23 protein-coding genes and 2 pseudogenes are annotated in these 21,574 nt (G+C 68.2%); 11 read left to right on the forward strand and 14 right to left on the reverse strand.

The window, feature by feature from the left end:
• The first annotated feature begins 2 nt into the window (after nt 1–2).
• Entirely contained in the window at nt 3–512 is a 510-nt protein-coding gene (locus RH858_RS09330) for a hypothetical protein (protein ID WP_310561669.1), read from the forward strand.
• Between the two features lie 54 nt (nt 513–566).
• Nucleotides 567–1,865, forward strand: a complete 1,299-nt coding sequence (locus tag RH858_RS09335; protein WP_259534840.1) for an MBL fold metallo-hydrolase — start codon at nt 567–569, stop codon at nt 1,863–1,865.
• Here the strand turns inward: RH858_RS09335 and RH858_RS09340 are convergent.
• From RH858_RS09340 to RH858_RS09355, 4 genes are all read right to left on the reverse strand, one after another.
• Complete coding sequence (locus RH858_RS09340; RefSeq protein ID WP_259534841.1) at nt 1,862–2,401, reverse strand: HIT domain-containing protein; 540 nt, start codon at nt 2,399–2,401, stop codon at nt 1,862–1,864. The two genes, RH858_RS09335 and RH858_RS09340, sit on opposite strands and share 4 nt — an antisense overlap.
• A gap of 66 nt (nt 2,402–2,467) precedes the next feature.
• Nucleotides 2,468–4,225: a type II secretion system protein gene (locus tag RH858_RS09345; protein ID WP_310561670.1), complete on the reverse strand. Its 1,758-nt coding sequence runs from the start codon at nt 4,223–4,225 to the stop codon at nt 2,468–2,470.
• Nucleotides 4,222–6,177: an ATPase, T2SS/T4P/T4SS family gene (locus RH858_RS09350; RefSeq protein WP_310561671.1), complete on the reverse strand. Its 1,956-nt coding sequence runs from the start codon at nt 6,175–6,177 to the stop codon at nt 4,222–4,224. Before RH858_RS09350 ends, RH858_RS09345 begins: the two co-directional genes overlap by 4 nt.
• Nucleotides 6,178–6,282: 105 nt before the next feature.
• Nucleotides 6,283–6,993 carry a methyltransferase domain-containing protein gene (locus RH858_RS09355; protein ID WP_259534844.1) on the reverse strand — a complete coding sequence of 237 codons (711 nt, stop codon included), beginning with the start codon at nt 6,991–6,993 and terminating at the stop codon, nt 6,283–6,285.
• 288 nt (nt 6,994–7,281) lie between these two features.
• On the opposite strand from RH858_RS09355, the gene RH858_RS09360 reads away from it, so the two are divergent.
• Nucleotides 7,282–7,554, forward strand: a complete 273-nt coding sequence (locus RH858_RS09360; RefSeq protein ID WP_119817294.1) for a winged helix-turn-helix transcriptional regulator — start codon at nt 7,282–7,284, stop codon at nt 7,552–7,554.
• A gap of 85 nt (nt 7,555–7,639) precedes the next feature.
• Nucleotides 7,640–8,551, forward strand: a complete 912-nt coding sequence (locus RH858_RS09365; RefSeq protein WP_259534845.1) for a glycosyltransferase — start codon at nt 7,640–7,642, stop codon at nt 8,549–8,551.
• Between the two features lie 30 nt (nt 8,552–8,581).
• Here RH858_RS09365 and RH858_RS09370 read toward each other — a convergent pair whose 3' ends face one another.
• The 3 genes from RH858_RS09370 to RH858_RS09380 form a co-directional block, all read right to left on the reverse strand.
• Nucleotides 8,582–9,181 carry a CoA pyrophosphatase gene (locus RH858_RS09370; protein ID WP_259534846.1) on the reverse strand — a complete coding sequence of 200 codons (600 nt, stop codon included), beginning with the start codon at nt 9,179–9,181 and terminating at the stop codon, nt 8,582–8,584.
• Nucleotides 9,182–9,274: 93 nt separating this feature from the next.
• Nucleotides 9,275–9,811: a hypothetical protein gene (locus tag RH858_RS09375; RefSeq protein WP_259534847.1), complete on the reverse strand. Its 537-nt coding sequence runs from the start codon at nt 9,809–9,811 to the stop codon at nt 9,275–9,277.
• 77 nt (nt 9,812–9,888) lie between these two features.
• Complete coding sequence (locus RH858_RS09380; protein ID WP_259534848.1) at nt 9,889–11,043, reverse strand: MFS transporter; 1,155 nt, start codon at nt 11,041–11,043, stop codon at nt 9,889–9,891.
• Nucleotides 11,044–11,132: 89 nt separating this feature from the next.
• On the opposite strand from RH858_RS09380, the gene RH858_RS09385 reads away from it, so the two are divergent.
• The gene (locus tag RH858_RS09385) at nt 11,133–11,303 is read left to right on the forward strand and encodes an HVO_0758 family zinc finger protein (RefSeq protein ID WP_259534849.1); all 171 of its coding nucleotides are present in this window, start codon (nt 11,133–11,135) and stop codon (nt 11,301–11,303) included.
• 41 nt (nt 11,304–11,344) lie between these two features.
• Here the strand turns inward: RH858_RS09385 and RH858_RS09390 are convergent, their stop codons facing one another.
• Complete coding sequence (locus RH858_RS09390; RefSeq protein ID WP_310561672.1) at nt 11,345–12,454, reverse strand: glycosyl transferase family 2; 1,110 nt, start codon at nt 12,452–12,454, stop codon at nt 11,345–11,347.
• 71 nt (nt 12,455–12,525) lie between these two features.
• Nucleotides 12,526–13,377, reverse strand: a pseudogene (gene folP / locus RH858_RS09395) (dihydropteroate synthase); the annotation flags it as partial.
• A 136-nt stretch (nt 13,378–13,513) separates the two neighbouring features.
• Between folP and RH858_RS09400 the strand changes: the two are divergent.
• Together RH858_RS09400 and RH858_RS09405 are read left to right on the forward strand one after the other, a co-directional pair.
• A pseudogene (locus RH858_RS09400) lies at nt 13,514–13,699 on the forward strand (hypothetical protein); the annotation flags it as partial.
• A 157-nt stretch (nt 13,700–13,856) separates the two neighbouring features.
• Nucleotides 13,857–14,330, forward strand: a complete 474-nt coding sequence (locus RH858_RS09405; protein ID WP_259534851.1) for a hypothetical protein — start codon at nt 13,857–13,859, stop codon at nt 14,328–14,330.
• Here the strand turns inward: RH858_RS09405 and RH858_RS09410 are convergent.
• The 5 genes from RH858_RS09410 to RH858_RS09430 all read right to left on the reverse strand — a co-directional run bounded on the left by RH858_RS09410 (nt 14,327) and on the right by RH858_RS09430 (nt 18,789).
• The gene (locus RH858_RS09410) at nt 14,327–14,728 is read right to left on the reverse strand and encodes a TRAM domain-containing protein (RefSeq protein WP_259534852.1); all 402 of its coding nucleotides are present in this window, start codon (nt 14,726–14,728) and stop codon (nt 14,327–14,329) included. The genes RH858_RS09405 and RH858_RS09410 overlap by 4 nt on opposite strands.
• A 102-nt stretch (nt 14,729–14,830) precedes the next feature.
• The gene (locus RH858_RS09415) at nt 14,831–16,768 is read right to left on the reverse strand and encodes a molybdopterin biosynthesis protein (protein WP_259534854.1); all 1,938 of its coding nucleotides are present in this window, start codon (nt 16,766–16,768) and stop codon (nt 14,831–14,833) included.
• On the reverse strand, nt 16,765–18,039 hold the full coding sequence (gene glp, locus RH858_RS09420; RefSeq protein ID WP_259534856.1) for a gephyrin-like molybdotransferase Glp: 1,275 nt from the start codon (nt 18,037–18,039) through the stop codon (nt 16,765–16,767). The genes RH858_RS09415 and glp overlap by 4 nt, the downstream gene beginning before the upstream one ends.
• A 54-nt stretch (nt 18,040–18,093) precedes the next feature.
• Nucleotides 18,094–18,477: an LWR-salt protein gene (gene lwrS, locus RH858_RS09425; RefSeq protein WP_259534857.1), complete on the reverse strand. Its 384-nt coding sequence runs from the start codon at nt 18,475–18,477 to the stop codon at nt 18,094–18,096.
• 12 nt (nt 18,478–18,489) lie between these two features.
• Nucleotides 18,490–18,789: a 4a-hydroxytetrahydrobiopterin dehydratase gene (locus tag RH858_RS09430; protein ID WP_259534858.1), complete on the reverse strand. Its 300-nt coding sequence runs from the start codon at nt 18,787–18,789 to the stop codon at nt 18,490–18,492.
• Between the two features lie 128 nt (nt 18,790–18,917).
• On the opposite strand from RH858_RS09430, the gene uppS reads away from it, so the two are divergent.
• From uppS to RH858_RS09450, 4 genes are all read left to right on the forward strand, one after another.
• The gene (gene uppS, locus RH858_RS09435; RefSeq protein WP_310561673.1) at nt 18,918–19,916 is read left to right on the forward strand and encodes a polyprenyl diphosphate synthase; all 999 of its coding nucleotides are present in this window, start codon (nt 18,918–18,920) and stop codon (nt 19,914–19,916) included.
• Nucleotides 19,917–19,966: 50 nt separating this feature from the next.
• Nucleotides 19,967–20,692 (forward strand): YkgJ family cysteine cluster protein, encoded by a 726-nt coding sequence (locus RH858_RS09440; protein WP_259534860.1) that lies wholly within the window; start codon nt 19,967–19,969, stop codon nt 20,690–20,692.
• Nucleotides 20,693–20,739: 47 nt separating this feature from the next.
• Nucleotides 20,740–21,072, forward strand: coding sequence for an uS10/mL48 family ribosomal protein (locus RH858_RS09445; RefSeq protein ID WP_259534861.1), 333 nt, complete (start codon nt 20,740–20,742; stop codon nt 21,070–21,072).
• Between the two features lie 107 nt (nt 21,073–21,179).
• On the forward strand, nt 21,180–21,557 hold the full coding sequence (locus RH858_RS09450) for a bZIP transcription factor (RefSeq protein WP_310561674.1): 378 nt from the start codon (nt 21,180–21,182) through the stop codon (nt 21,555–21,557).
• The last annotated feature ends 17 nt before the right edge of the window (nt 21,558–21,574 follow it).

A 21,574-nucleotide genomic window follows, 5' to 3' on the forward strand; every position in this document is an offset into this window, starting at 1 on the left:
CGATGGCGTCGCTGTTCGTCTTTCTCGCTCACCGGAGTCTACTCGATCAGCACACCGCTCACGGCGAGATCCAAACGTGGCTACGCAACCAGGGCGGGTGTCGGGACGTCCGGTACGCGCCGAGTTCTATCCGGCGACACGAGGTCTGCGCGACGGTCGACCCCGAAATTCTGCTGGGAGAGCCGTATCCTTCGGAGACGGCCGACCTTCGTGTGGAGTTCGAGTTTCCGGACGACGCCGGGTACGATCACTACGAGATTCAGTGGGTCGACGGGGAGCGGAACTACTCGTTCGGGTGGCACCAGGACGAAACGCACCCGGACCTCGGGAAGTGTCACTTCCAGATCGACCATCGTGACGAAACAGTCGCTCGAAACCCGGCCGTGTTCCACGACAGCCATCCGGTGAACGTCCTCGAGCAACGGCTCTCGCTCGTGCCGTCGATTCTCGAGTTGGTGACCTGGAAAAACGATCGGCCGGCCCTCTCTCGGTGGCCGCCTGAGGAGATGTGATCGAAGCGAGACGATTCGACGTTGTCATACGGCACGAACGACTACCAGTCGCTAATGGAGCTGCGATTTCTCGGCGGCGCCCGCGAGGTCGGCCGGAGCGCCGTCCTCGTAAACGACGCGCTCCTTTTGGATTTCGGCATGCTAGCGGACAACCCGCCCCGGTTTCCTGTCGAGACACCGGAGCCGGACGCCGTCGTCGTCTCCCACGGTCACCTCGATCACGTCGGCGCGATCCCGTCGCTCCTCTCCGGGAGGTCGCGGTCGCCGATCCACTGGACGCCGCCGACGTACGAACTGGCCTTGACGCTCGCCCGGGACACCCTGAAGCTCCACGGCGTCTCCGCGAGCGGAGCGAGGGGAGGCTCGAAGCGTCGAAGACGATTCGGCGGGACAGTGCAGTGTCCGTTCACCGAAACCGACGTCAAACGGATGACGGAGGTCTCTCGAACGCACGGCTACGGGGAGTCGTTCGAGGCGGCCGGCCACCGGGTCACCTTCTTCAACGCCGGCCACATCCCCGGCAGCGCGCACGTCCTCGTCGACGACGGCGACACCCGTTTACTGTACACCGGTGACTTCCACACCGACGACCAGCGTCTCGTCGCGGGCACCACCGCCCGGCCCGACGCCGACGTCGTCATCTGTGAAAGCACATACAGCGACGTCGAACACGACGACAGGTCAGCCGTCGAAGAGCGGTTCGCCGAGAGCGTGCAGACGACCCTCTGGGAGGGCGGGACCGTGATCGTCCCGGCGTTCGCGATCGGACGCACCCAGGAGATGATGCTGATCTGCGACGCGTACGACATCCCCTGTTACGTCGACGGAATGGGCACGGAGGTGACCGAGATGTTTCGCCGCCATCCCGAGTTCCTGCGCGACCCCGAAGCGCTTCGCCGGGCGAAGTCACACGCCCGCTTTGTCACCGGCCGGGACGGCCAGCGGAAACGTATCACCGAACAGAAAGCGGCGATCATCACCACGAGCGGGATGCTCTCGGGCGGCCCGGCGATGACGTACATCCCGGAGATCCGGTCGAACCCCGTGAACAAGATCACGATGACTGGCTACCAGGTCGAGGGGACCCCCGGCCGCGAACTGCTCGAGACCGGCACCGCAGCGATCGACGGCCGGGTGATGCCCGTCGCCGCGCAGGTGGAGGGATACGACTTCTCGGCGCACGCCGACCGGTCGGGGCTGGTGTCGTTTCTCGACTCCTACCGGGACGCCACCGTGCTCGTGAACCACGGCGACCGGTGTGAACGGTTCGCCGCGGAACTGTCGGCGGACGGCTACGACGCGAGCGCGCCGACGATCGGGGACGTCCGCCTGGTGTCGGCAGGGCGGAGTTAAACGGACAGGCGGACGGCCTCGTCCCGGTCGGTCACCGTTGCGTCTTCGAGTTCGCCGAAGGCGTCGTGGAGTCGGTCGTACGTCTCCGCGAGCCCCTCGACGATCACCTTCGTCTCCCCGATCACGGCCATGAAGTTTGTGTCGCCGCGAAACCGCGGCACGACGTGCGTGTGGACGTGGTCGTCGATCGACCCCCCAGCGGCGTCGCCGCCGAGGTTCATCCCGGCGTTGAACCCAGCCGGATCGAACGCCCGCCGCATCGCCTCGAAGGTTGCTGCCTTCAGCCGGGCGTGATCCAGCATGACCGACGACGACAGCTCGCCGTACTGGCCCTCGTGTGCGTACGGGATGACCATCACGTGCCCCGGGTTGTACGGGTAGTTGTTGAGCAGTACGAACGCGTGCTCGCTGCGGGCGACGATCCGGGACTCTCGGTCGGCGTCGCGTTCGGGGAGCACGCAGAACGGACAGCCCTCGATGGGATCTTCCTCGCGCTCGATCCACTCGATCCGCCACGGGGCGAACAGCTGATCCATACCGGCGCTTCGGCGGGCGGGCTCTTGGGCGTTTGGAGGTCGGGTCGTCGCCGTGGGGGAGGTCACTCACAAGACCGCCGCGGCGGCGAGAAACGACGCGACGTACACCACAGCGGCGATCGGGAGCGCGCGCCCGACACGGTAGCCGATGCTCGCGGGGTCGAGGCCGCGGTCGATCCCGGTAGCGAGTGCAGTGAGCAACGCGGCGAGCAGCAGCACGTACGCACCGATCACGAGCCCGAGGTCGGCGGTGGCGAACGCGGCCTCCGTCGCGGCTGTTCCACCCTGCTGTGGTCCCCCACTCCCGGGTCCCGCTCCGGCGAACGACCCCGACTCCCCACCTGCGACGTCGACAGCCCGGATCCGGTCGGAGAGCGCGACGGTCGCACCCCCGACGAGCGGTCCGAACACCGTGGCCGTGTTCGAGAGCGTTCCGGTCACGTCCGAAAGCCGCCCCCGTGCCTCGGTTTCGATCCGATCGAGTTCCTCCAGGTGGGTCGCCAGATCCAGGATTACGTCCCCGGCCGGGCGGCCGATCCGTGCGGCGACGCCGAGCAGTGCGGCCGCCCGATGGAACCGGGGGCTGGGCACCGTCGCGAGCGCGCCGTCTCTCGCCAGAAACGCGGTCCGAACGTCGACGCGGAACGTCTTCCCGTACGCGACGGCGTCCTCGAACACCTCGCCGGTCGGTCCGGTGGCGTCCGCCGCCGCGTGCTCGAGTGCCGTCTCGACGGCGTCGCCCTCGGCCACCCGCTGTCCGATCCGCACCAGCGCGTCCGGCAAACCCTCCTCGATCTCGCGAACCCGTCTCCGGACCGACTCGACCGGTCTGAACCACGATAACAGTCCGAAACCGATACCGACGCCGACCGCCGCGATCGGTCGCGTCCAGCCGGGCGCGACGGCGCCGGCCACCAGCCACGCCGCCGCCGCATATCCCCCGGCGACGGCGACAGTTCGGGGGAGCGTCCCGGATGCGTCCGGGTGTGCGCTCGTCACCGGCGGCGGTGGAAACGCGACCGGACGACGCGCCAGGAGCCATGCTCCCGCAGCCAAAAGCCCCGCCGGGAGGACGACGCCGTACGCGAGGGCGACGGCCGGCAGCGACACCGGGACGCCCGCCGCCGGTGCGGCCGGCAACACCCCAACCAGCGCCAGCGGGAGCAGGACCCCGAACGCGTAGATCGCGGTCACTGGACTCCGGATTCCCCCCGCGTACGTCGCCAGCTCTTTCCTGGTGCCGTCGACGACTGCGTCCATCGATCGGTCGAGTGCGCGTTCGCGCCGCCCTGCGGGAACCGTCGTCGCGGTCGCGAGTTGGGCGGCCGCCCGGTCGAGCGCGGGGAAGTACGGCCGCCAGTCGTCAGCGAACGCGGCGAGTCCCGACTCCGGACCCCCCCGGGACTGACGGACGTGTGCCTCGAGCGCCCGAAAGAGGCGTCCCTCGTCGGTTCGGACTGCGAACCGAACCGCCCGTTCCAGCGACGGATCGAGCCGCACCCGAAGTACGAGCAGGCCGACCAGCGCGGTTGCGTCCCCGAGCGACCGTGTTCGACGGACGCGTGCGAGCCAGCGGGGGCCGTACTCGACTCCCGTCGACGCCAGCAGTCCCGCTGCTGTCCCGAACAGGACTCCCGGAACGAGCCCGAACAACGCGACCGTTGCCGCGCCGACCCCGACGCCGAACAGCGCTCCGGCGTAGTAGCCCGCCCGGACGACGGTTTCGGGGGCAAGATCGCTCTCGAGAAACGACAGTGCACGTCGGAGCGGTGCGTGTTCCTCGGCGTGCTCCGTTTCCCGTCGGCTGCCGTCGCGCGGGCTCACGGAGCCAGCCTCCCGGGATCGAGATCGGACGGCCGGTGGCGATCGGTCTCGGCGAGACGTTCGAGGCGGTCGGATCGGCGCTGGACTGCGTCCCTGACGTCGGCGTATGTCTCTCCCGATCGGACAAGCGCGGACAGCAGGTGACTGTTCCCCCGATCACAGACTCCGGTCGGTGATCCGGCGTCCGGCCCCTCGAACAGCGGGACGCTCCGGACGTCCGCACCGTCGCCCCGGATCTCCTCGAGGGCCGAGAGGTGATACTCGCCGTCGAGGGTGACCACGGCGTCGGTGGACGCAAACGAGGACGCCGAAACCCCCAGATCCGCGACGACCCGCTCTCGGACCGCGTCGGCGCCGTCGCCGTGGATGGTTCCGAGGATCGCCTCCTGCTGGGCACCGACCCGCATCGCCTCGTACAGCGCCGCCGCCTCGCTTCCTCGGACCTCGCCGACCACGAGCGCCCCGTCGCCGAGCCGAAGTGCGGTCCGAACCGCCTTCGTGGGAGAGATCTCGCCGCCGCTCTCTCCGGAATCTGCCCCTCTCTCCGCGTTTCCGCCCTGATCTGTGTGGAGCCGTTGCACGTCCCGGCCTCCCGACTGGAGCCGGTCGACGGGTAGTTCGGGCGTGTCCTCGACGACGAGCGTCCGAACTTCGGGCGAGAGCTCCCACAGCAGTGCCCCCAGAAGCGTCGTCTTCCCGCAGCCGCGACCGCCGGCGACGAGCAGCGCCGCGCCGCGTTGGACCGCCACCGACAACAGTCCCGCCGCCCGCGGGGGAAGCGTCCCGGCGTCGATCAACCGCGGGAGCGTCCAGGGCGTCCGATCGCGGCGCCGGAATGCAAACGCCAGCCCGTCGGTGACCGGTGCCGTCGTTGCAGCGACTCGAACTGGGTCACCGCCGATATCTAGGCTCGCGTCCAGCGTGGGGTCCGCCCGGGAGAAGCCGCGGCCGCTCTCCCGACGCAGCCTTGACGCCAGCGTGGCAGCCGCAGTCGGGGGGAACCGGACGTTCGTGACGAACCGCCGGCCGTCACGGAGGAGCCGAACCGGGTTCTCCTCGACGGGTGCAGAGACGAACGCGTCGGTCACGTCCGGGTCCGCAAACAGGTCCTCGAACACGCCGTTCCCGTGGGTGTGCTTTCGGAGGATCGTGGCGAGCCGTTCTACGGGAACGGTCGAGAGGCCGTTCTCGTCGTCCGGTTGCTCCGTCGCGGCGACCGCCGCGGCCACCGCACGATCCGCCGAGCGGTTGTCGTTTCCCCGTGACGAGCCTCGGAGCCGATTGCGGGCCACAACCAGCGTTTCGGCGTGCTTCCGGTCGAGCCGCAGCGACGGCGGTGTGAGACGATACAGGGGCGGCGCGTCAGGTCGGCCGTACGTCCGGACGACGGCACCGGTCTCGAGTTCGATTCGCTGCCGGAGCGTCGCCGCCGGTGGTGCGCGATCCTCGATCCGGGCCCGTGCGATCGGCACCCCGTCCGCCGACCGAAGCACCTCCTCGTACCCCTCGACGTCGGCTGCGACCTCCGCGAGCCCGGTTTCGGCCGCGATCCGGCTCACGGGTCCGGCCCGACCGGTCGCCTCCCTGACGGCGTCCAGCGGATCGGTCGCGGCCAGTCCGGCGAGTCGATCGTCGTGGTGGCCGACGCGTTCGTGAAACCTGCCCGCAGCGAGCAACAGCGCGTTCGCGCCGGGGCGGTAGCGACGCGTTCTCCCGCGGGTGCGGGTGACGACGACGTCGGCGTCCCGCCGGGAGAGCGCCCGAATGACCCGGGCTCGACACGCCGGGGACTGCTGGAGGTTGCCGTCGCCGGCACACGCTGTCGCGTCCACCTGCAGCTCGGTCAGCTCCCGGAGGCCGGTTCCGCTCGGCTCTTCGAACGTGGTTTCACAGCGACAGCCGTCGGCTACGTCGTCGTCGCGACCTCCGGGGAGCCGATCGAGCAGCGACATACGGCGCCTGGCTCGTGTTCGTATTTAAAAATCCTGCTCGGGATGGCTCCCGGGCGGGAAAACGACGGGGAGGAAGGGCGGTTCCGAGAGACTGCCCGGTACTGTTCACTCGACGACGCGTGCGTCCCAGTAGGAGACCGACGCGACGGCGTCGCCCAGCGGCGTTTTCCCCACGGCCTCGTCGACCGCGCGGAAGGGTTTCGCGACCGAACCCGGCAGGCTCCGGTAGAACCCGTACGGCAACACGAAGTCGTGGGATTCGTGAGCGAGTTCGAGCCCCGCGTCCGCGAGGAGACTCCGGACGTCCCGTTTCGAGTAGAGCCGCGATCCCATCGGCAGCGCCCAGTTGTACAGCACACGTGTGCTGGGTCGTCGGAAGGTATCGAAGAACACCTGCTCGCGTGCGACCCGCTTGAGCTCCCGGAGGAACGTCACTGGCGTGTCCGCCAGGTGGAAAAAGCGCATGGCGAAGACGGCGTCGAAGTGATCGTCGGGAAACGGCAGCCGCCCGGCGTCGCCGAGCATGAACGAGACGTTCTCCGAGACGCCGGCGGTGGCGGCCTTCTCCCGTCCCTGCGAGAGCATCGCCGAGGAGATGTCGAGTCCGACGACGTCGGCGCCCTGGTCGGCGAGCATGACCGTGAACCGTCCGGTTCCGCAGGCGACCTCCAGTACTTCCCGGCCCTCGACGGGCCCCAGCGCCGAGAGAACCGCCTGCTTTTCGCGGCGATCGATCAGGCGGCCGCCGCCGGAGAACCGCTTGTCGTCGTACTCCTGGGCGACGTCCTCCGCCTGGTACCACTCCTGTCCTTTCACGGGGGAACCTGTACGCCCGGGGACTAAAATCGTACTGATGACGATCGACGGGGTCACCCATCCCGTCTACCCACGTATATTTGCCACAAAACATAATTGTTTTACACACCCGTCTATAACGGTTTATCACGTAGTTCGGTTCGTCTTCGTTCGCATCCTCCGGTCGGGCCGCCGTCCGATACCGGCCTCGAATAGCTGTAACTCCACCTTATATCTCCTTATATAATCCGTATCCGTTTTCCCAATATGTAGCCAACCTTTACCACGGCAGATCAACTCGGGGGCTGTATGAGCACTAGTCCGGCAGAAATCAACGACCACGAAACGCTGACCGACACCGAATTCAGGGATCGCCTCCGGGAGCTTCCGCCGAGCGCGAAGCTCGTCGCGAAAGTACTGGAGGGGGACTCGCCGCTCTCGCAGGGGCAGCTCGCCGAGGAGTCGCTGTTGCCCGACCGGACGGTCCGGTACGCCCTCAACCGCCTCGAGGACGAGGGACTCGTCGATTCCCGGTACAGCTTCAAAGACGCCCGCAAACAGGTGTACTTCCTGACGAACTGACTGCGCCGGCTCCCGGCGACACGCACGGTTGCGGCGTTCGGACGGAGATCCGCCCTTTTAAGTCAGTACCGGCGTTTCGACGTGTATGGAGCTTTCGGTGGTCGTGCCCACCCTCAACGGGCGCGATCGGCTGGCGGCGTGTCTGGACGCGCTGGCGGCACACGCGCCGGACGCCGAGGTGATCGTCGCCAACGGGCCGTCGGCCGACGGGACTACGGGGATGGTTCGCGACCGTGACGACGTCGACGTCCTCGTGGAGATCTCCGACCGCTCGGTGAACGTCGCTCGCAATGCGGGGATCGAAGTGGCGCGCGGGGACGCCGTCGCCCTGGTCGACTTCGACCGTCGGGTGACGGACGGCTGGTTGGAGGCAGCCCTGGAGGGACTCGAGTCGGCACCGGTCGTCACCGGCCCGTCGCTTCCGGTCGCCGGCGAGGGGCGGACGCTCGAGGAACCTGAACACCGTCGGATAGCCGGCCGGGAGGTCCGTTACTTCACGAGCGGGAACGTCGCGTTCCGACGCGGTGTCCTCGAAGAACTGGACGGGTTCGACGAGTATCTGAGCGTCGGCGGCGCCCGCGACGCCGCCCACAGGCTGGCCGGCCTCGAGTACGGGGTCGTCTGGGACGAACGACTGTCGGTGGGTCACGAGCCGCTGGCCGAGGAGGGACACGATTGGCGGGAGAAGTACCGCGCGCTCGGCTACCGGCTCGCGAAGAACTACGGGCTCCGGCCGGGGGTTCCACGCACTCTCGTCGGACAGGCGCTGTGTGACGCGCGGTCGACCCTCGAGGACGTGGTCCGGGGCGAGGGGGCTCCCACCGCGTGGGTCGGGAACGGGTGGCGGGTCGTAACCGGTGCGGTCGACGGCGCCACTGACGGGCTCGTCGCCCGGGCCCGGGACCGATCGCCGACGCGGAACCCTCGCGGGATCTCGGTCCGCCGCGATCGTGCGGTCGCGCTGTACGATCGGCGCGATGGACGCGTCGAATCGTAGTCTCGCCATCGGTTGACGCTGGTTCCGGATTCAAACGGGATACTCGGCGTCCTCGTCGACGACGTGGTCCGGCTCGGGCGGAACGTTCCAGTCGGTCGTCAACTCGAGGAACTGCACCAGCATTCGAGCGGTGGCCCCCCAGACCGTGTACCCGTTCACGTGGAAAAAGTGGAGACAGACGTCGCCGTGGCGCGGATGTTCCCTGCGCTGTGACTCGTAGTTTCCGCGATCGGTGAGCCCCGCGACGGGAAGCGGGGCGATCTCGGCGACCTCGTATTCGTCGGGGTAGTACTCCCTGTCGGGGATCCTGGCGACGAACGGCCGGACGGCGTAGCCGCTCACCGTCTCGATGTCGTCGAGCCGGCCGACGACGGTCGGCTCCTCCGGCCGGAGACCGATCTCCTCGCCGGCCTCCCGCAGGGCGGTCGCCCGAAGGCTCCCGTCGACGGGTTCGCGTCCGCCTCCGGGAAAGCTCATCTGGCCGGGATGCTCGCCGAGGTGTTCCGCCCGTTTGGTAAACAGGAGCCACGGCTCCCTGTCCCGACAGAACACCGGAACGAGAACGGCGGCCTCCCGTGCCGTCCCGTCGACTTCGACGGGCTCGTGACGGCTCACCTCCGCCAGATCCATACCCTCAGTTTGCGCCGGAATACAATAGCTCTGTGGGGCGTTCTCGTCCGGCGAAAGCCGACTGACACCGAACAGAGACCGAATCTCTGTCGGTCACTCCAGGGCGCGTTCGATGTCTGCGCGGACGTCGTCCGTGTCGACCCCGGCCCAGACGTCCACGTCGAAGCAGACGTCGAGCAGCGTTTCGAGCCGGTCGTCGTCGCCGTCGGCGGCTGCACGGGCGGCGTCCCGCCGGAGTCGCTCCTCGACTGCAGTGGCGACCGCTTCTCGGTCGATCGCTCGGTTCCCATCGATCTCGAGGATGTGTGGGAGGTCGGCGGCGCCGTCCGGGAGTCGCGGGAAGGCCGTCGGCCCGACTGCGAGACGCGACAGGCGGCGGTGTGGGTCCTGGTCGGCGCCGTTCGTCTGCTCGCGTTCGACAGAGACGAGGGCGAACTCCGAGATGGCGTCGTCTATCGCTCGCTCGACCGCGTCGCGGTCGATCGACTCCCCCCGCTTGAACGCGAGTTCGGCTGCTGCGTCCGCGAGTTCCTCCCGTCCCAGAACGGTGAACATGTCGACGACCCCCGCGAGGGCGTCCGGCTCGAGAAACGCCCGGTCGGCGTCGGTCGGTGCGCTGTCGTTGCTCACGTCCGGGCGGACGGCTGCCGCTGCCAAAACTGGTGCGGTCGCGAAAAGTGAAGATCGCCTCCGTCGCTTCAGCAGGTTCAGGGGAGTCGTCCGGCGCTTTCGAGCGCCGTCAGAACGATCAGGATCACCAGAAGCGCCGAGAGGAACCCACCGAAGACGGCGTCGTAGGTGAACCCTCGTTCCACGAGTGCGCCGACGACGGAGGCGCCGCCGGCCTGGGCCAGCATCATCGACGCCGAGTAGAACGCGTACGCGCTCGCCCGGGTGGCGTCCGGCAGCGTGTCGAGCAGATACGTGTCCATCGCGGGGAAAAGCGAGTGTATCACGAAGCCGACGACTGCGGAGACGGCGATGACGACGAACAGTCCGGACGTCATCGTCAACGCGAAGACGCTGACGAGAAACGCGGCGATGATACCCAGGATGTACGGCACGTGCGGCAGCCGATCGGCGAGCCGCCCGCTCACGAGGAACGCCGGAACGCCCGCGGCGAAAAGCACTGTGAGGAGGTTTCGCGCGACGGACTCCGGCAACCCCTTCGCGAGCATGTACTGCTCGTAGAAGTTGAACACGCCCTGCCAGACGAACCCGACCGTGCCCAGCATCGCGACGCCGGTGACGATGATCCGCCACTCCTGGCGGGCGGCACCGAAGAAGTCGCGATCCTTCGTTCCCGCTTCGGGGAGTTCGGTCCGCCGGGCGACCAGAAAGATCAGCGTCGTGATCGCCGCGGCGGCGATCCCCGTACCGTAGAAGACGAGCCGCCAGTCGTACACGACCGCGACGGAGACGATCGGTGCCGCGAGCACGGCGGCGAGTTGGCTCGCCATCCCGTGGATCCCCAGCACTCGTCCGACCCGATCGGGGAACAGCTCGGAGACGAACGGGTTCGCCGAGACGAAGTACGCGCCAGACGCCAGCCCCATCGCGAACGCACCGGCCATCAGTGCGGGGACGCTCGCGGCGCTCGCGATGAAAAACGACGCCGCCGTGAGCACCGTCCCCGCTCCCAGCACCACGTAGTGACGCGGCACCTTCGTCAGGAGGTAGCCGGTCGGGAGCCGGGGCGAGGCGCTGCCGACCCACGCCAGGGTGACGACGAGACCGATGGTGCCCTCCCTGACGCTGAAGACGTCCATGAACTCCCCGACCAGCGGCGCGAAGACGATCCGCGCGAAGTTGACGAGGAACACCAGGCCGCACAGCGTCCCGAACAGTCGAACGCGTGACACACCTGTCGTACCGTGCCGGTGGCTACAAACCTGTTGAATCCCGACAACCGAACAGGGTATTTAACAGCCCCGGCGTCGAAGCCCCCCACATGAAGTCGACGCGCAAAGGGCTCCGGGACGGGGAACTGTTCAAGGACAACTACGAACGGCTCAAGTGTGCAGACTGCGAGGAGGTGCTGGATCGGCGGGACGATCCCGACGAGCTGTTCGACGTCAGGACCTGTTCGGAGTGCGGGCGGGCCTGGAAGGACATTCGCTGAGCGCTCCGGTTCCCGACCGTCCCCCGTTTTCTCCGCCGTTTTCAGTCCGTCTCGGGTTCCGGATCCGTCCGGATCGTCCCGGTCGCCGCGTCGACGACGGCCGACGGCGACAGCGTCGTGTCCGTCCACGCCGGCAGGCGCGTGTCAGGTCCCGGCGGACTGATGCTGTCGGCGTACGTTCGGCTCTGCTCGCGCTCGGCGTCGCGGTCGTACGACAGCCCGTTGAACCCGGCGTCGGCAGCGTACTGCTCGACGAGCCGATCGGCCGCATCACGGTACGCCGCCGCAAGCGTGGGGTAGTCGACGTCGACGCCGTGGTCCTCCAGGGTGCGAAACAGCGCCGTGCCCACCTCGCCTGCCATCGTCGACAGCCCGCGATCCCCGGTCACCGGATGGTGGTCGTGTCTGTGAAACCCCAGATCGACCTGAGCGCTGTGGCGCGTGCCGGCCGCGTCGAACACCTCGCCGAGCAGCCCGATTTCGAGTCCCCACCGACGCTGGAGTCGCACCCGCCGGGCCAGGTCGGCGGTGAGGGCGACCTCGCCGGCGAGCGGATACCGGAACGCAGCGAGATATCGGACGAACGGGTGGTGGTGTCGCGTCTCGAGTGCCCTGATAAGGGGAGAGACGAACAGTCGGGTCAACCGTCCGTACAGCCGACCGTCCTCGACGCGTGCGTAGTAGCCTTTCGCGAACGCGTACCCTATCGAGAGCGGGAACAGAAGCCGGGGGACGTGTTCCCGGGTGTACGTCGTCGCGTCGGCGTCGTGGAGTACGACGTATTCGGCCCGGGAGGCCGCGACGCCGAGTCCGAGCCACACGTCCCGCCCCTTCCCGTGCTCCCCGTCGACACCGTGCTCTGCGAGCGTGGACTCGAGGGCGTCGGCGCCACACCACAGCACCGTCACCGACAGGTCGAACGACCGGACCCACGTCCGGAACCGCTCGACGACGCCGCCCGGCGCCCGCAACGGAACCACGACCTCGGCGGGGTCGATCGCCGACAGGGCCGCGAAGACGTGTTCGGGGGTCACCGACTCGATCCGGTCGCCGGCGATCGGGACAACGACGGCGGACTCTGCCACCGGCGCGTCGGGCGTCGAATCGGCGAGATCGTGCAGGGTTGTGACCCGTTCCTGTGTGTAGTCCATCAGTCGGTTCCTGCTCCCGGTTCTTCGAGTGCCGTGTTCGGATGCGTCCCCCCACCCGGATCGCGCTCCCCGAACTCGTGGCCGATCACCGCTGCGTCGCGGGTCTCGGCCACGTCGTGTGTTCGGACGACGTCCGCCCCCCGTTCGACGGCCATCGACGTCGCCGCCAGGCTCACCGGAAGCGCCTCCTCGGTCGATCGATCCGCGAGATGTCGGAGGAAGTTCTTGCGGTTGATCGACACCAGCATCGGTCGCTCGAGCCCCCGGAACTGTCGGAGACGGCGGAACGTCTCCCGGTCGTCCTCGATCGTCTTCTTCTCGCTCCAGCCGCCGAACGCGGGATCGACGATGGTCTTGTCGGTTAGCCCGTTCTGTTGTAACGCCTCGTACACCCGGTCGACGTAGTCGGCCTCTCTCGCCCACTCCGGCGACCGCGCACGCGCCCAGTCGACGTCGGTGACGGCCCCCGGACGGGCGAGGTCGGGGGGGCTCGCCATCTTGCAGACGGCGACGTCGTGTTCGCGACACACCGTCGGCATCTCCGGGTCGGCGAAGCCACAGACGTCGTTGACCATGTCGAACCCCCGATTCAGGGCGGCGTCGGCCACCTCGGCGTAGCGGGTCTCGATCGAGAAGACGGCGTCGCCGCTCACCGATTCGATCGCCTCGAGGGCGACGTCGAGCCGATCGAGTTCCTCCTTCGCCGTGAGAACGTCGAACCGCTTGTTCGCCGACTCGAGCCCCACGTCGACGATGTCGGCTCCCTCGTCGATCAGCTGTTCGTCCACGTACGTGGCCGCCTCCCCTGGATCGTCGTGAACGGAGGGGTCGTACGGCGACTCGTCGCTCACGTTCAACACGCCCATGATCCGCGGTGGATACCCGTCGCCGATCGGCAGTCCGGCCGCGTGGACCGTTCGCATGAGTGGTACGTGGTAACGAACGGATTAAGTGTTGACGATCCGGTGTATCCCGGCGGTCGGAAACACGCCGACGCGACCGGGGGTTTATCAGTGATGCCGAACCAGCCGGCCCCGGGTCATGTCGACACACGAAAACGGCTCGGGAAGCGTCGCCGAACGCGACCGGGCCGAGGCCGGGATCGACGAGTTGGCTGCCGAAATCGAGACACTGGAGTCCCGTGTGGCCGAACTCGAGGCGGCCACCGAGGCGCTTCGGGGGTACGCCGGGAGCGTTCGAAGCGTCAACCGGGCCGTCGAGCGCCGGGCGGATCGGGCCCTCGCGACCGTCGAACGGCTTCGACGCCGGCTCGACGGGGAACCGTCGGACGTCGACGTGGGAGCACCGACCGTCGCCGGCGAACCCGAGCCGATCGAGCGCCCCCGAACCGACCGAACCGACCGAACCGACCGAACCGACCGAACCGGCGAGCCGTGATCCCGTGATCCGGCCCGCGGTTTCGATCGTGCTCGCGGTCGTGCTGGTAGGGGTCGCAACGGGGGCGCTTTCGGCCACGGAGACGGAACGCTCTGTGACGCACGTCGAGGGTGAGATCGACCGTCTCGAGCGCGCCGCCGCCGACCTCGTGGCGTCCTCGACGGCGGTAGCGGGGATCGACAGTGCCGGGCGAGTTCCGGTGACGGTGACAGTCCCGGACAGCGGGATCTCGAGCGCCCGGATCGACCGTGTTCGGCTCGGCTGTCCGGTTTCGGTTCCGTCCGAGGAGTGTCCGCCGTGGCAGGCGAGCTACCGCCTTCCGGACGGGACTGCCCGGCAGCTATCGGTCGACGGTCCTCGCCTCAGAACGGCCGATGGGCCGCTCGTGTTCGGTCCCGGAAAACACCGGCTGTCACTCGTGTACGTTCGGACCGAGGACGATCGGCCCGCCGTGATCGTCAGCCGTCGCGGCGCCTAGAGGTCCTCTTCGATGACCTCGCCGACCGCGAAGTTCGACTTCACCTCGGTCACTTCGATCTTGACGCGCTCGCCGACGTCGGCCCCGGGGACGATGATGACGTAGCCCCGTTCGACGCGGGCGATCCCGTCGCCTTGTTTGCCGAGATCCTCGATTTCGACGTACCGGATTTCGCCGGGTTCGACGGGCGGCTGCGGGCCGTCGTCGTGGTCGGCAGCCGCGGACTCGGACGGTTCGTCGGTTTCTGCCTGTCCGGCGATCAGCGCGACCCGGTAGGTCTCCCCCGCCGAGAGCGACCCGGTCTCGATCTCGCGACGGGGCACCTCGACGACGTAGCTGTCTCCCTTCTCGCGCAGTTCAGCACTGAACAGACAAAGCAGGTTATCGGAGATTTCCATAGCAGACCTCTACCGTTCGCGTGGGCATCGTTCCTAATAGTTGTACCGCCGCAAACCCGGGCGGGCGCCCCGGAAAAACCGGGCGGGCGCCCCGTTTTCCGGTCACGAATCGTCCGCGGATTCGAACCCGTCGAGACCGGCCAGGTGATCCTCACCCGTCAGGGCAGATTCGAGACGGACGACGCTCGGCTTTTCGGTTCGCTCGGGGTTCGCACGGACGCGGACCTCCTGGATCCCGATCGGAACGAACCCGAGCCCCAGTTCCGTCGCGGTCGCCCGGAGGCCGATCCCGACGTCGGCGTCGCCGGCGGCGACCGCACGGGCCGGGCTCTCGAACGCCCGCGATTCGAGGGTGAACCCGTCGATTTCGTCGATGGCCTCCTCGCTGTCGAACCCCCGCTCGCCGGCGAGGGTGTCGATCTCGGCCTCGAGAGCGGTTCGCAGTCCGGAGTCGCTCGTCCGGTTGCGGAACGCGAGGTCCCGATCGAGCAGGTCACCGAGCCCCCGTACATCGTCCGGGTTGTCCTGCGGGACGATCAGCCCCCACTCCCGCGTCCACCCGCCGAGCTCGACCGCGTCGACCGATCGGCGCACCGGGCCGGCGGTGACGACCACGTCCGGAAGCCCGTCCCGGAGCCGCCGGAGACCCTCCCGCGTGCCGACCGGGAGGTACCGCGGCCGGTCGAGCTCGTCGAGCAGCCGGTTGAGCGCGGGATCGTCCTCCCCGACGCCCAGAAGTGTCGGCGGGCGGACGTCCGGGGAGAACAGCTCTACCTCGACGCGCTCGCCGGCATCAAGGTAGTCGGTATCCGGGTCGATCGCGACCACGCCGTCGGCCTCGACGAGGCTCGTCGTCGCCCCCGAGCCCTTGTCGACCGGATAGACGAGCGGTTCACTCTCTTCGGCCGCGGGTTCTGTGGATCCCTCGACATCCAGAAGTCCGACCGGGAGGAACCGGAGCCGCCCCTCGCCGTGGCGCTGTTCGACGGCCATCCGGCCGGTGACGGTCGCGGTCTCGGGTTCCGGGATGCCGGCGGCCTCGCGCAGGGCCGGCGCGAGGAACGTCCGGAAGATGGTAAGCGCGGACACGGGGTAGCCCGGGAGGCCGACGTACGCGGATTCACCGCCGTCTTTGCGGTCCAGCCGCCCGACGAGCATCGGCTTGCCGGGCTTGACTGCGACGCCGTGCAACAGGAGTTCTCCCCGCCGTTCAATCACCCGATAGATGACGTCGACGGCACTCGCCGAGGTCGATCCCGAGGAAACGACGAGGTCACACTCGTCGGCCGCCTGCGAGAGCAACCGTTCCATCTCCTCGTCGTCGTCGCCGACGTTGGGGTATAGCTTTGCGGTCCCGCCCGCTTCCTCGACGGCCGTAGCGATCGTGTAGCTGTTGACGTCGTAAATCTCCCCCCGATCGTCGTTCAGCGGTTCGCCCGGCCGGACGAGCTCGTCGCCGGTCGAGACGATCCCGACGGTCGGCCGACCCCGGACAGGAACTTCCTCGACGCCCAGCGCCGACAGCAGGCCGATCTCCCGGGGGGTGAGCCGCGTCCCCGGGCCGAGCGCACGGGCGCCGGCGGCGATGTCCGCGCCAGCGAGCATCACGTGGTCGCCCGGTGCGACGGCGGTCCTGACCGCGATCCCGTCGCCGCCGTCCACCGGATCCGTGCGCTCGACCATCACGACGGCGTCGGCACCCGGGGGCATCACCGCCCCGGTGGAGATCTCGACGCAGGTTCCCGGATCGACGGTCGCGTCCGGCTCCTCGCCGGCGTGGATCTCGCCCACGAGATCGAGCACCGCCGGGGCCGCCTCGTCCGCGCCGAAGGTGTCGCGCGCTCGGACCGCGTAGCCGTCCATCGACGCCCGGTCGAACCCCGGGACGTCGCGTCCGGCGTCGATCCGTTCGGCGAGCACCCGTCCCCGGGCCTCCGTGAGGGGGACCGATTCCGGATCGCCCGTCAACTCGAGCGACGCGATCGCTTCCCTCGCCTCCTCCGGGGTGGCGAGATCGCGGAACTGCTTTCGGTCGCTCACTGTGATCCCTCCCACACCTCGACGGGGACGGTCTCGCCGGCGTCGAATCCCTCCAGCGGTTCCGGGACGACGACCCAGCCGTCGGCAAGGGCAACCGACGAGAGCACCCCCGACCCCGAGGCACGGGTGGGCGTCGCCACGAGCGAGGGTTTCTCGCCGTCAGCACCCTCGTCGTCGCCGGCGTTCGCGTCGTCCGACTCCAGTCGAACCCGGGCGAACGTCCGGGTGCCGGGTTCGCTGGGGATTTTGCGCGTCAGGCGCGCGGTTCGGGTCGGGTGTGGCGGTAGCGGCATCCCGCCGACGTCCTTGAGCACCGGTCGGAGGAACTGCACGGCGTTAACGATGCAGGCGACGGGGTAGCCGGGGAGCATCACGACCGGCGTGTCTTCGACCGCGCCCAGCGCGACCGGATGTCCCGGCTTGAGCGCGACGCCGTGGACCAGCAGCTCGCCGAGTCCGTCGACGACGTCGGGAACCAGGTCGCGTTCCCCCACCGACGAGCCGCCGGTGGTGACGACGATGTCGTGGTCCAGGTCGCGTTCGATCGCGTTTTCGAGGGCGTCCTCGTCGTCGGTGACGATCTCTCGATACGTGGCGTCACTACCCCACCGTTCGGCGAGCCGTGTGACCGTGAGACCGTTCGTCTCGATCACCTCGCCCGGTCCGGGGTCCGACTGCACGAGCTCTTCGCCGGTCGGGAGAACGGCGACGGTCGGGCGTTCGTAGACAGTGAGCTCCTCCAGCCCGACGGACTTGAGCAGGCCGAGATCGGACGGGCGGAGCCGGTGGCCCGGCTCGTAGAGGGTCTGTCCTTCTGCGACGTCTTCGCCGGCGTCGCCGACGTTTTCCCCCTCCGCGACGGCGTCGAACACCTCGAGTTCCTCGAGTTCGTCGTCGCTGCCGTCGATCTCCTCGACCTGTTCGATCATCACGACTGCGTCGGCGCCCGACGGGAGGTCGCTGCCGGTGTGAACTCGCGCGGCTTCCTCGGGACCGACCCGGCCGTCGGTCGGACGGAGGACGCTCGGAGAGCGTTCCGAGGCGCCGAAGGTGTCACGCGCCCGGACCGCGTAGCCGTCCATTGCTGCCCGGTCGTAGCCGGGGACGGGGTTGGGCGCCGCGATCGTCTCGGCGACGGTCCGTCCGTCGGCGTCGGCGACGGCGACGCGTTCCGTGCGGCCGTGTGGTTCCACAACCTCCCGGATCGAATAGAGAGCGTCTGCGACCCGGGTGCGATGTTTGAACCCGGACTCCTGTCGGTCGGTGGTCATACACGTGGGTTTGTCGCGGCCGGTATAAGGCTGGCCGGTTCGTGGCCTCTTTGGTCAGTGGTTTCCTTCGCCCCGTGGCTGGACCCGGATCGAGCTTCCGAAGTACTTGTGAAGCGTCTCCTCGACCGATTCGGCGTTGAACGTCTCGAGGTGCCGTCCGATCTCCGCCTCTAGCGCTTCGCGATACGCCGCGTCGCACTCGAACTCCCGGAAGCTCACGCTCTCCACTGGGAGGCCGAGCCAGTCACTCGCGAGCTCACGGGCGTATGCGTCGTCGTTCACCTCACCTCGCCACAGCGCGTTCCGGAAGAACAGCCAGCCGTTGGCGCCCGGCGGCTCCGCCGGCAGGCGAACGACCGTCTCGAACGTCTCCGGCTCCGTCCGCACCCGCCGGGCGTCGAGTCGAAACCGAACCCGGAAGACGTACTCGGCGTGCATCGCTCGTGGGGTTCAGTCACCGCCGTCGAACTCCGCTTCGAAGAGTTCGTCGAACGATGCTGCAAGCGTCATGTCCCGCTCTGTGATGCCGCCGGCGTCGTGGGTCGTAAACCGCACTTCGAGTTCCTTGTACCGGATCACCATCTCGGGGTGGTGGAACTCTTCCTCGGCGATCTCACCGGCATCGCCGGCGAACGCGACACCTGCGAGGTAGTCATCGAAGCCGTACTCGCGTACGATTTCGTCGCCGTCCCGCTCCCAGCCGTCCGGGAGCCGTCGCTCGATCTCCTCGTCGGAAAGCAGTTCGGGCATGGTAGTTCCACGTCGTGCGACTGGTTAACAGTTTTCCCGACCCGCCGATTTCGTTCCCGCCGACGCATCCCGTCGTCGGAGCGATTGGTTCCAGAAGGCACATATTCGGGGCGTCCGCAGGGGGGAACATGTTCCGCGGCCTCCGGCAGCGACTCGGAGGGGGACGTCTCTCCCGTTCGAACGTCCGAGAGCGGCTGGTAGGACCGTTCGAGCGGACGTACGAGCAGGCCTACGAGCGGCTGCTCCGCCGGGAGATCGACGAGGTGCCGGATCACGTGGCGGTAATCCAGGACGGAAATCGGCGGTACGCCCGAAAAAAAGGGGCAAAGGCACCGGAGGGCCACCGGGCGGGAGCGTCGACGACCGAACAGGTGCTGGAGTGGTGTGAGGAGCTCGGGATCGAGGAGCTCACGCTGTATGCGTTTTCTACGGAGAACTTCGAGCGCCCCGACGAGGAGCTGGAGCCGCTGTTCGACTTGGTCGCCGAGAAACTCCGGGAGTTCGCCGACGCCGAGCGGGTTCACGAGACGGGCGTTCGGATCCACGCGATCGGCGACGTCGACCGGCTCCCGACGCGGGTGCAGGAGGCCGTGGCGTACGCCGAGCGCCGGACCGCCGGCTACGAGGAGTTCCGGCTGAACGTCGCGCTCGCGTACGGCGGCCGCAACGAACTCACCAGGGCGGCCCGGGAGATCGCAGCGGAGGTCGACGACGGGACGCTCGACCCCGAGGCGGTCGACGTCGCGGAGATCGAACGGCGGCTCTACCGGGAGCCCGTGCGGGAGGTGGACCTGATTGTGCGGACCGGCGGCGACGAGCGCACCTCGAACTTCCTGCCGTGGTACGCGAACGGCAACGAGGCGGCCGTCTACTTCTGTGCGCCCTACTGGCCGGCGTTTTCGAAACCCGACTTCCTGCGAGGTATCCGGACCTACCAGGCGAGAGAACGCTCCTGGCGGCGCAACCGGGTCGAACGAGCGGCGACGCTGGTCCGGGCGATCGCGGCCGTCGAATTCGCGGAGGCGCGCTCGCTCGTCGGTCGGCTCCGGGACCAGTTCCCTCGCAGGGAGGCCGAGGAAATCGAGAACGTGCTCGGGGACAGTGACGATCCCGACCTGGCAGACTGATCGACTGATCGGCCCGGGGCCTTTTTACCCCTGGTGCCGTTCGAACGGCCGTGAACTCGCTGGAAGCCGACCTCGAACGCGCTCGAGAACTCGACGTGGCGGCGATCGCGGACGCCGTCGAGTCGATCGGCTTCGAGTGCACGCGGTGTGGCGGCTGCTGTACGGCCGAGGAGTCGGACGCCGGCAGGGAACCACACACTGCAACCGTCTTTCCCGACGAAGTCAGGCGGCTTCAGGCGATCGGCGACCGCGTGTGGGACGCGGTCGCCAGACCGATGCCCTACGGGCTCGAGGACGCTGGCCCGAGCGGAGGGGCCTGCGGGTCGACGGAGGGAACTCGCGATCCGAGCGGGGAGACGTTCGAGTGGGCACTTGCAGTCGACGGCTGTGGCGACTGCGTCTTTTATACCGAAACCGAGGAGGGCGTCGGCGCGTGCACGGTCCACGAAGCGCGTCCGCTCGTGTGTCGGACGTACCCGTTCTCGCTGGACGTGCTGTCGGACCGGGGGGTGGAGGAAGCCGTCGTCGAACGCGACGAGGCGGTCCTGGCACACGAATGTGCGGGACTCGGACGCGACATCTCGCGGGCGAACGCCGAAGCGATGGCTGAGACGCTGAAACGGCGGGCGATCCGGGAGCTCGAGGAAGCCATCGCGGTCCGCGACAGCTACCGACCGACGGCCGTCGACGGGGTGGTCGTCCACGACTCCGAGGGACAAAAGCGACCGGACGGGAGGCGCCTCGGGGACGGGTCCGGATCGGACGGACCCAGGTAGATGCGCTTTTGGGGTTCGGGAACGCAGCAACGGACAGGCTCCAGCACATGACCTTCGTCACGAAACTCACCTTCCAGTCGGGCGACAGGGCGGTTCTCGAGGACACCGTCGAGGAAATCAAAGGGATGCTCGAACGCAAGGGAGTCGAGTGCAAGGGGCCACACTCCTCTCCCCCGGAGAAGCTCCGCGTGCCGCTGTCCCGCCGGCTCGACGCCGGCGACACGTTCGACCCGTGGACCTACACCGTCTACACTCGCCGGATGGAGATCCACGGCGCCGAACACATCGCCCGGGAGGTGGGTCACATGGACTTTCCCGACTCGCTTCACGTCGAAATCGAGGTCGGCCGGAAACGGCCGCTGGGCTACCGCCGGAACTGACGGCAAAACAGGCGAAACCGGCGTGCGGACGGGTCTCCCGGTCCGTGCGGCATCGTCACACGCCCGTCTGACGCACATTTATACAGCCGGAACGACCTGTTGTTCGTATGAGTAACCGGGTGGAGGACCTGGAACGCCAGGTGCAGGAGCTTCAGGCCGCAGTCAACGGACTGACCGAGGAGTTGGTGGAGACGAAAGCACGCCTCCAGGACCTCGAGGCGGCCGAACGGGAGGAACCTGAACCGCCGGCGGAGCCTTCGGAGGTTCCCGCGGAACGGACGACAAAAAGCGACGTCCACGCCGATGTCGTCGAGGCGAACCCCGAGGCGAAGCCTGCCGAGGAGTCCGACGCGGACGCGGCCGCCGACAGCGATGCATCCGCCGAGGACGGCTCGGAGGAATCGGTCGAAGCAGCTAAATCCGAGGAGCCTGACGAATCGAGCGGAGATGGGGAGTCGGAGGAGAGCGACATAATCGTCGCGTAAGCTCGCGACTCCATCGC

The organism is Halalkaliarchaeum sp. AArc-GB (assembly GCF_031432225.1).
Taxonomy (GTDB): domain Archaea; phylum Halobacteriota; class Halobacteria; order Halobacteriales; family Haloferacaceae; genus Halalkaliarchaeum.

What these genes read in the sequence shown, in the direction of transcription:
- glp (WP_259534856.1), bottom strand. Translation starts at nt 18,039, where the DNA reads ATGACCACCGACCGACAGGAGTCCGGGTTCAAACATCGCACCCGGGTC.
- RH858_RS09450 (WP_310561674.1), top strand. Translation starts at nt 21,180, where the DNA reads ATGAGTAACCGGGTGGAGGACCTGGAACGCCAGGTGCAGGAGCTTCAG.
- RH858_RS09410 (WP_259534852.1), bottom strand. Translation starts at nt 14,728, where the DNA reads ATGGAAATCTCCGATAACCTGCTTTGTCTGTTCAGTGCTGAACTGCGC.
- RH858_RS09335 (WP_259534840.1), top strand. Translation starts at nt 567, where the DNA reads ATGGAGCTGCGATTTCTCGGCGGCGCCCGCGAGGTCGGCCGGAGCGCC.
- RH858_RS09430 (WP_259534858.1), bottom strand. Translation starts at nt 18,789, where the DNA reads ATGCCCGAACTGCTTTCCGACGAGGAGATCGAGCGACGGCTCCCGGAC.
- lwrS (WP_259534857.1), bottom strand. Translation starts at nt 18,477, where the DNA reads ATGCACGCCGAGTACGTCTTCCGGGTTCGGTTTCGACTCGACGCCCGG.
- uppS (WP_310561673.1), top strand. Translation starts at nt 18,918, where the DNA reads ATGTTCCGCGGCCTCCGGCAGCGACTCGGAGGGGGACGTCTCTCCCGT.
- RH858_RS09385 (WP_259534849.1), top strand. Translation starts at nt 11,133, where the DNA reads ATGAAGTCGACGCGCAAAGGGCTCCGGGACGGGGAACTGTTCAAGGAC.
- RH858_RS09350 (WP_310561671.1), bottom strand. Translation starts at nt 6,177, where the DNA reads ATGTCGCTGCTCGATCGGCTCCCCGGAGGTCGCGACGACGACGTAGCC.
- RH858_RS09340 (WP_259534841.1), bottom strand. Translation starts at nt 2,401, where the DNA reads ATGGATCAGCTGTTCGCCCCGTGGCGGATCGAGTGGATCGAGCGCGAG.
- RH858_RS09370 (WP_259534846.1), bottom strand. Translation starts at nt 9,181, where the DNA reads ATGGATCTGGCGGAGGTGAGCCGTCACGAGCCCGTCGAAGTCGACGGG.
- RH858_RS09445 (WP_259534861.1), top strand. Translation starts at nt 20,740, where the DNA reads ATGACCTTCGTCACGAAACTCACCTTCCAGTCGGGCGACAGGGCGGTT.
- RH858_RS09365 (WP_259534845.1), top strand. Translation starts at nt 7,640, where the DNA reads ATGGAGCTTTCGGTGGTCGTGCCCACCCTCAACGGGCGCGATCGGCTG.
- RH858_RS09360 (WP_119817294.1), top strand. Translation starts at nt 7,282, where the DNA reads ATGAGCACTAGTCCGGCAGAAATCAACGACCACGAAACGCTGACCGAC.
- RH858_RS09390 (WP_310561672.1), bottom strand. Translation starts at nt 12,454, where the DNA reads ATGGACTACACACAGGAACGGGTCACAACCCTGCACGATCTCGCCGAT.
- RH858_RS09330 (WP_310561669.1), top strand. Translation starts at nt 3, where the DNA reads ATGGCGTCGCTGTTCGTCTTTCTCGCTCACCGGAGTCTACTCGATCAG.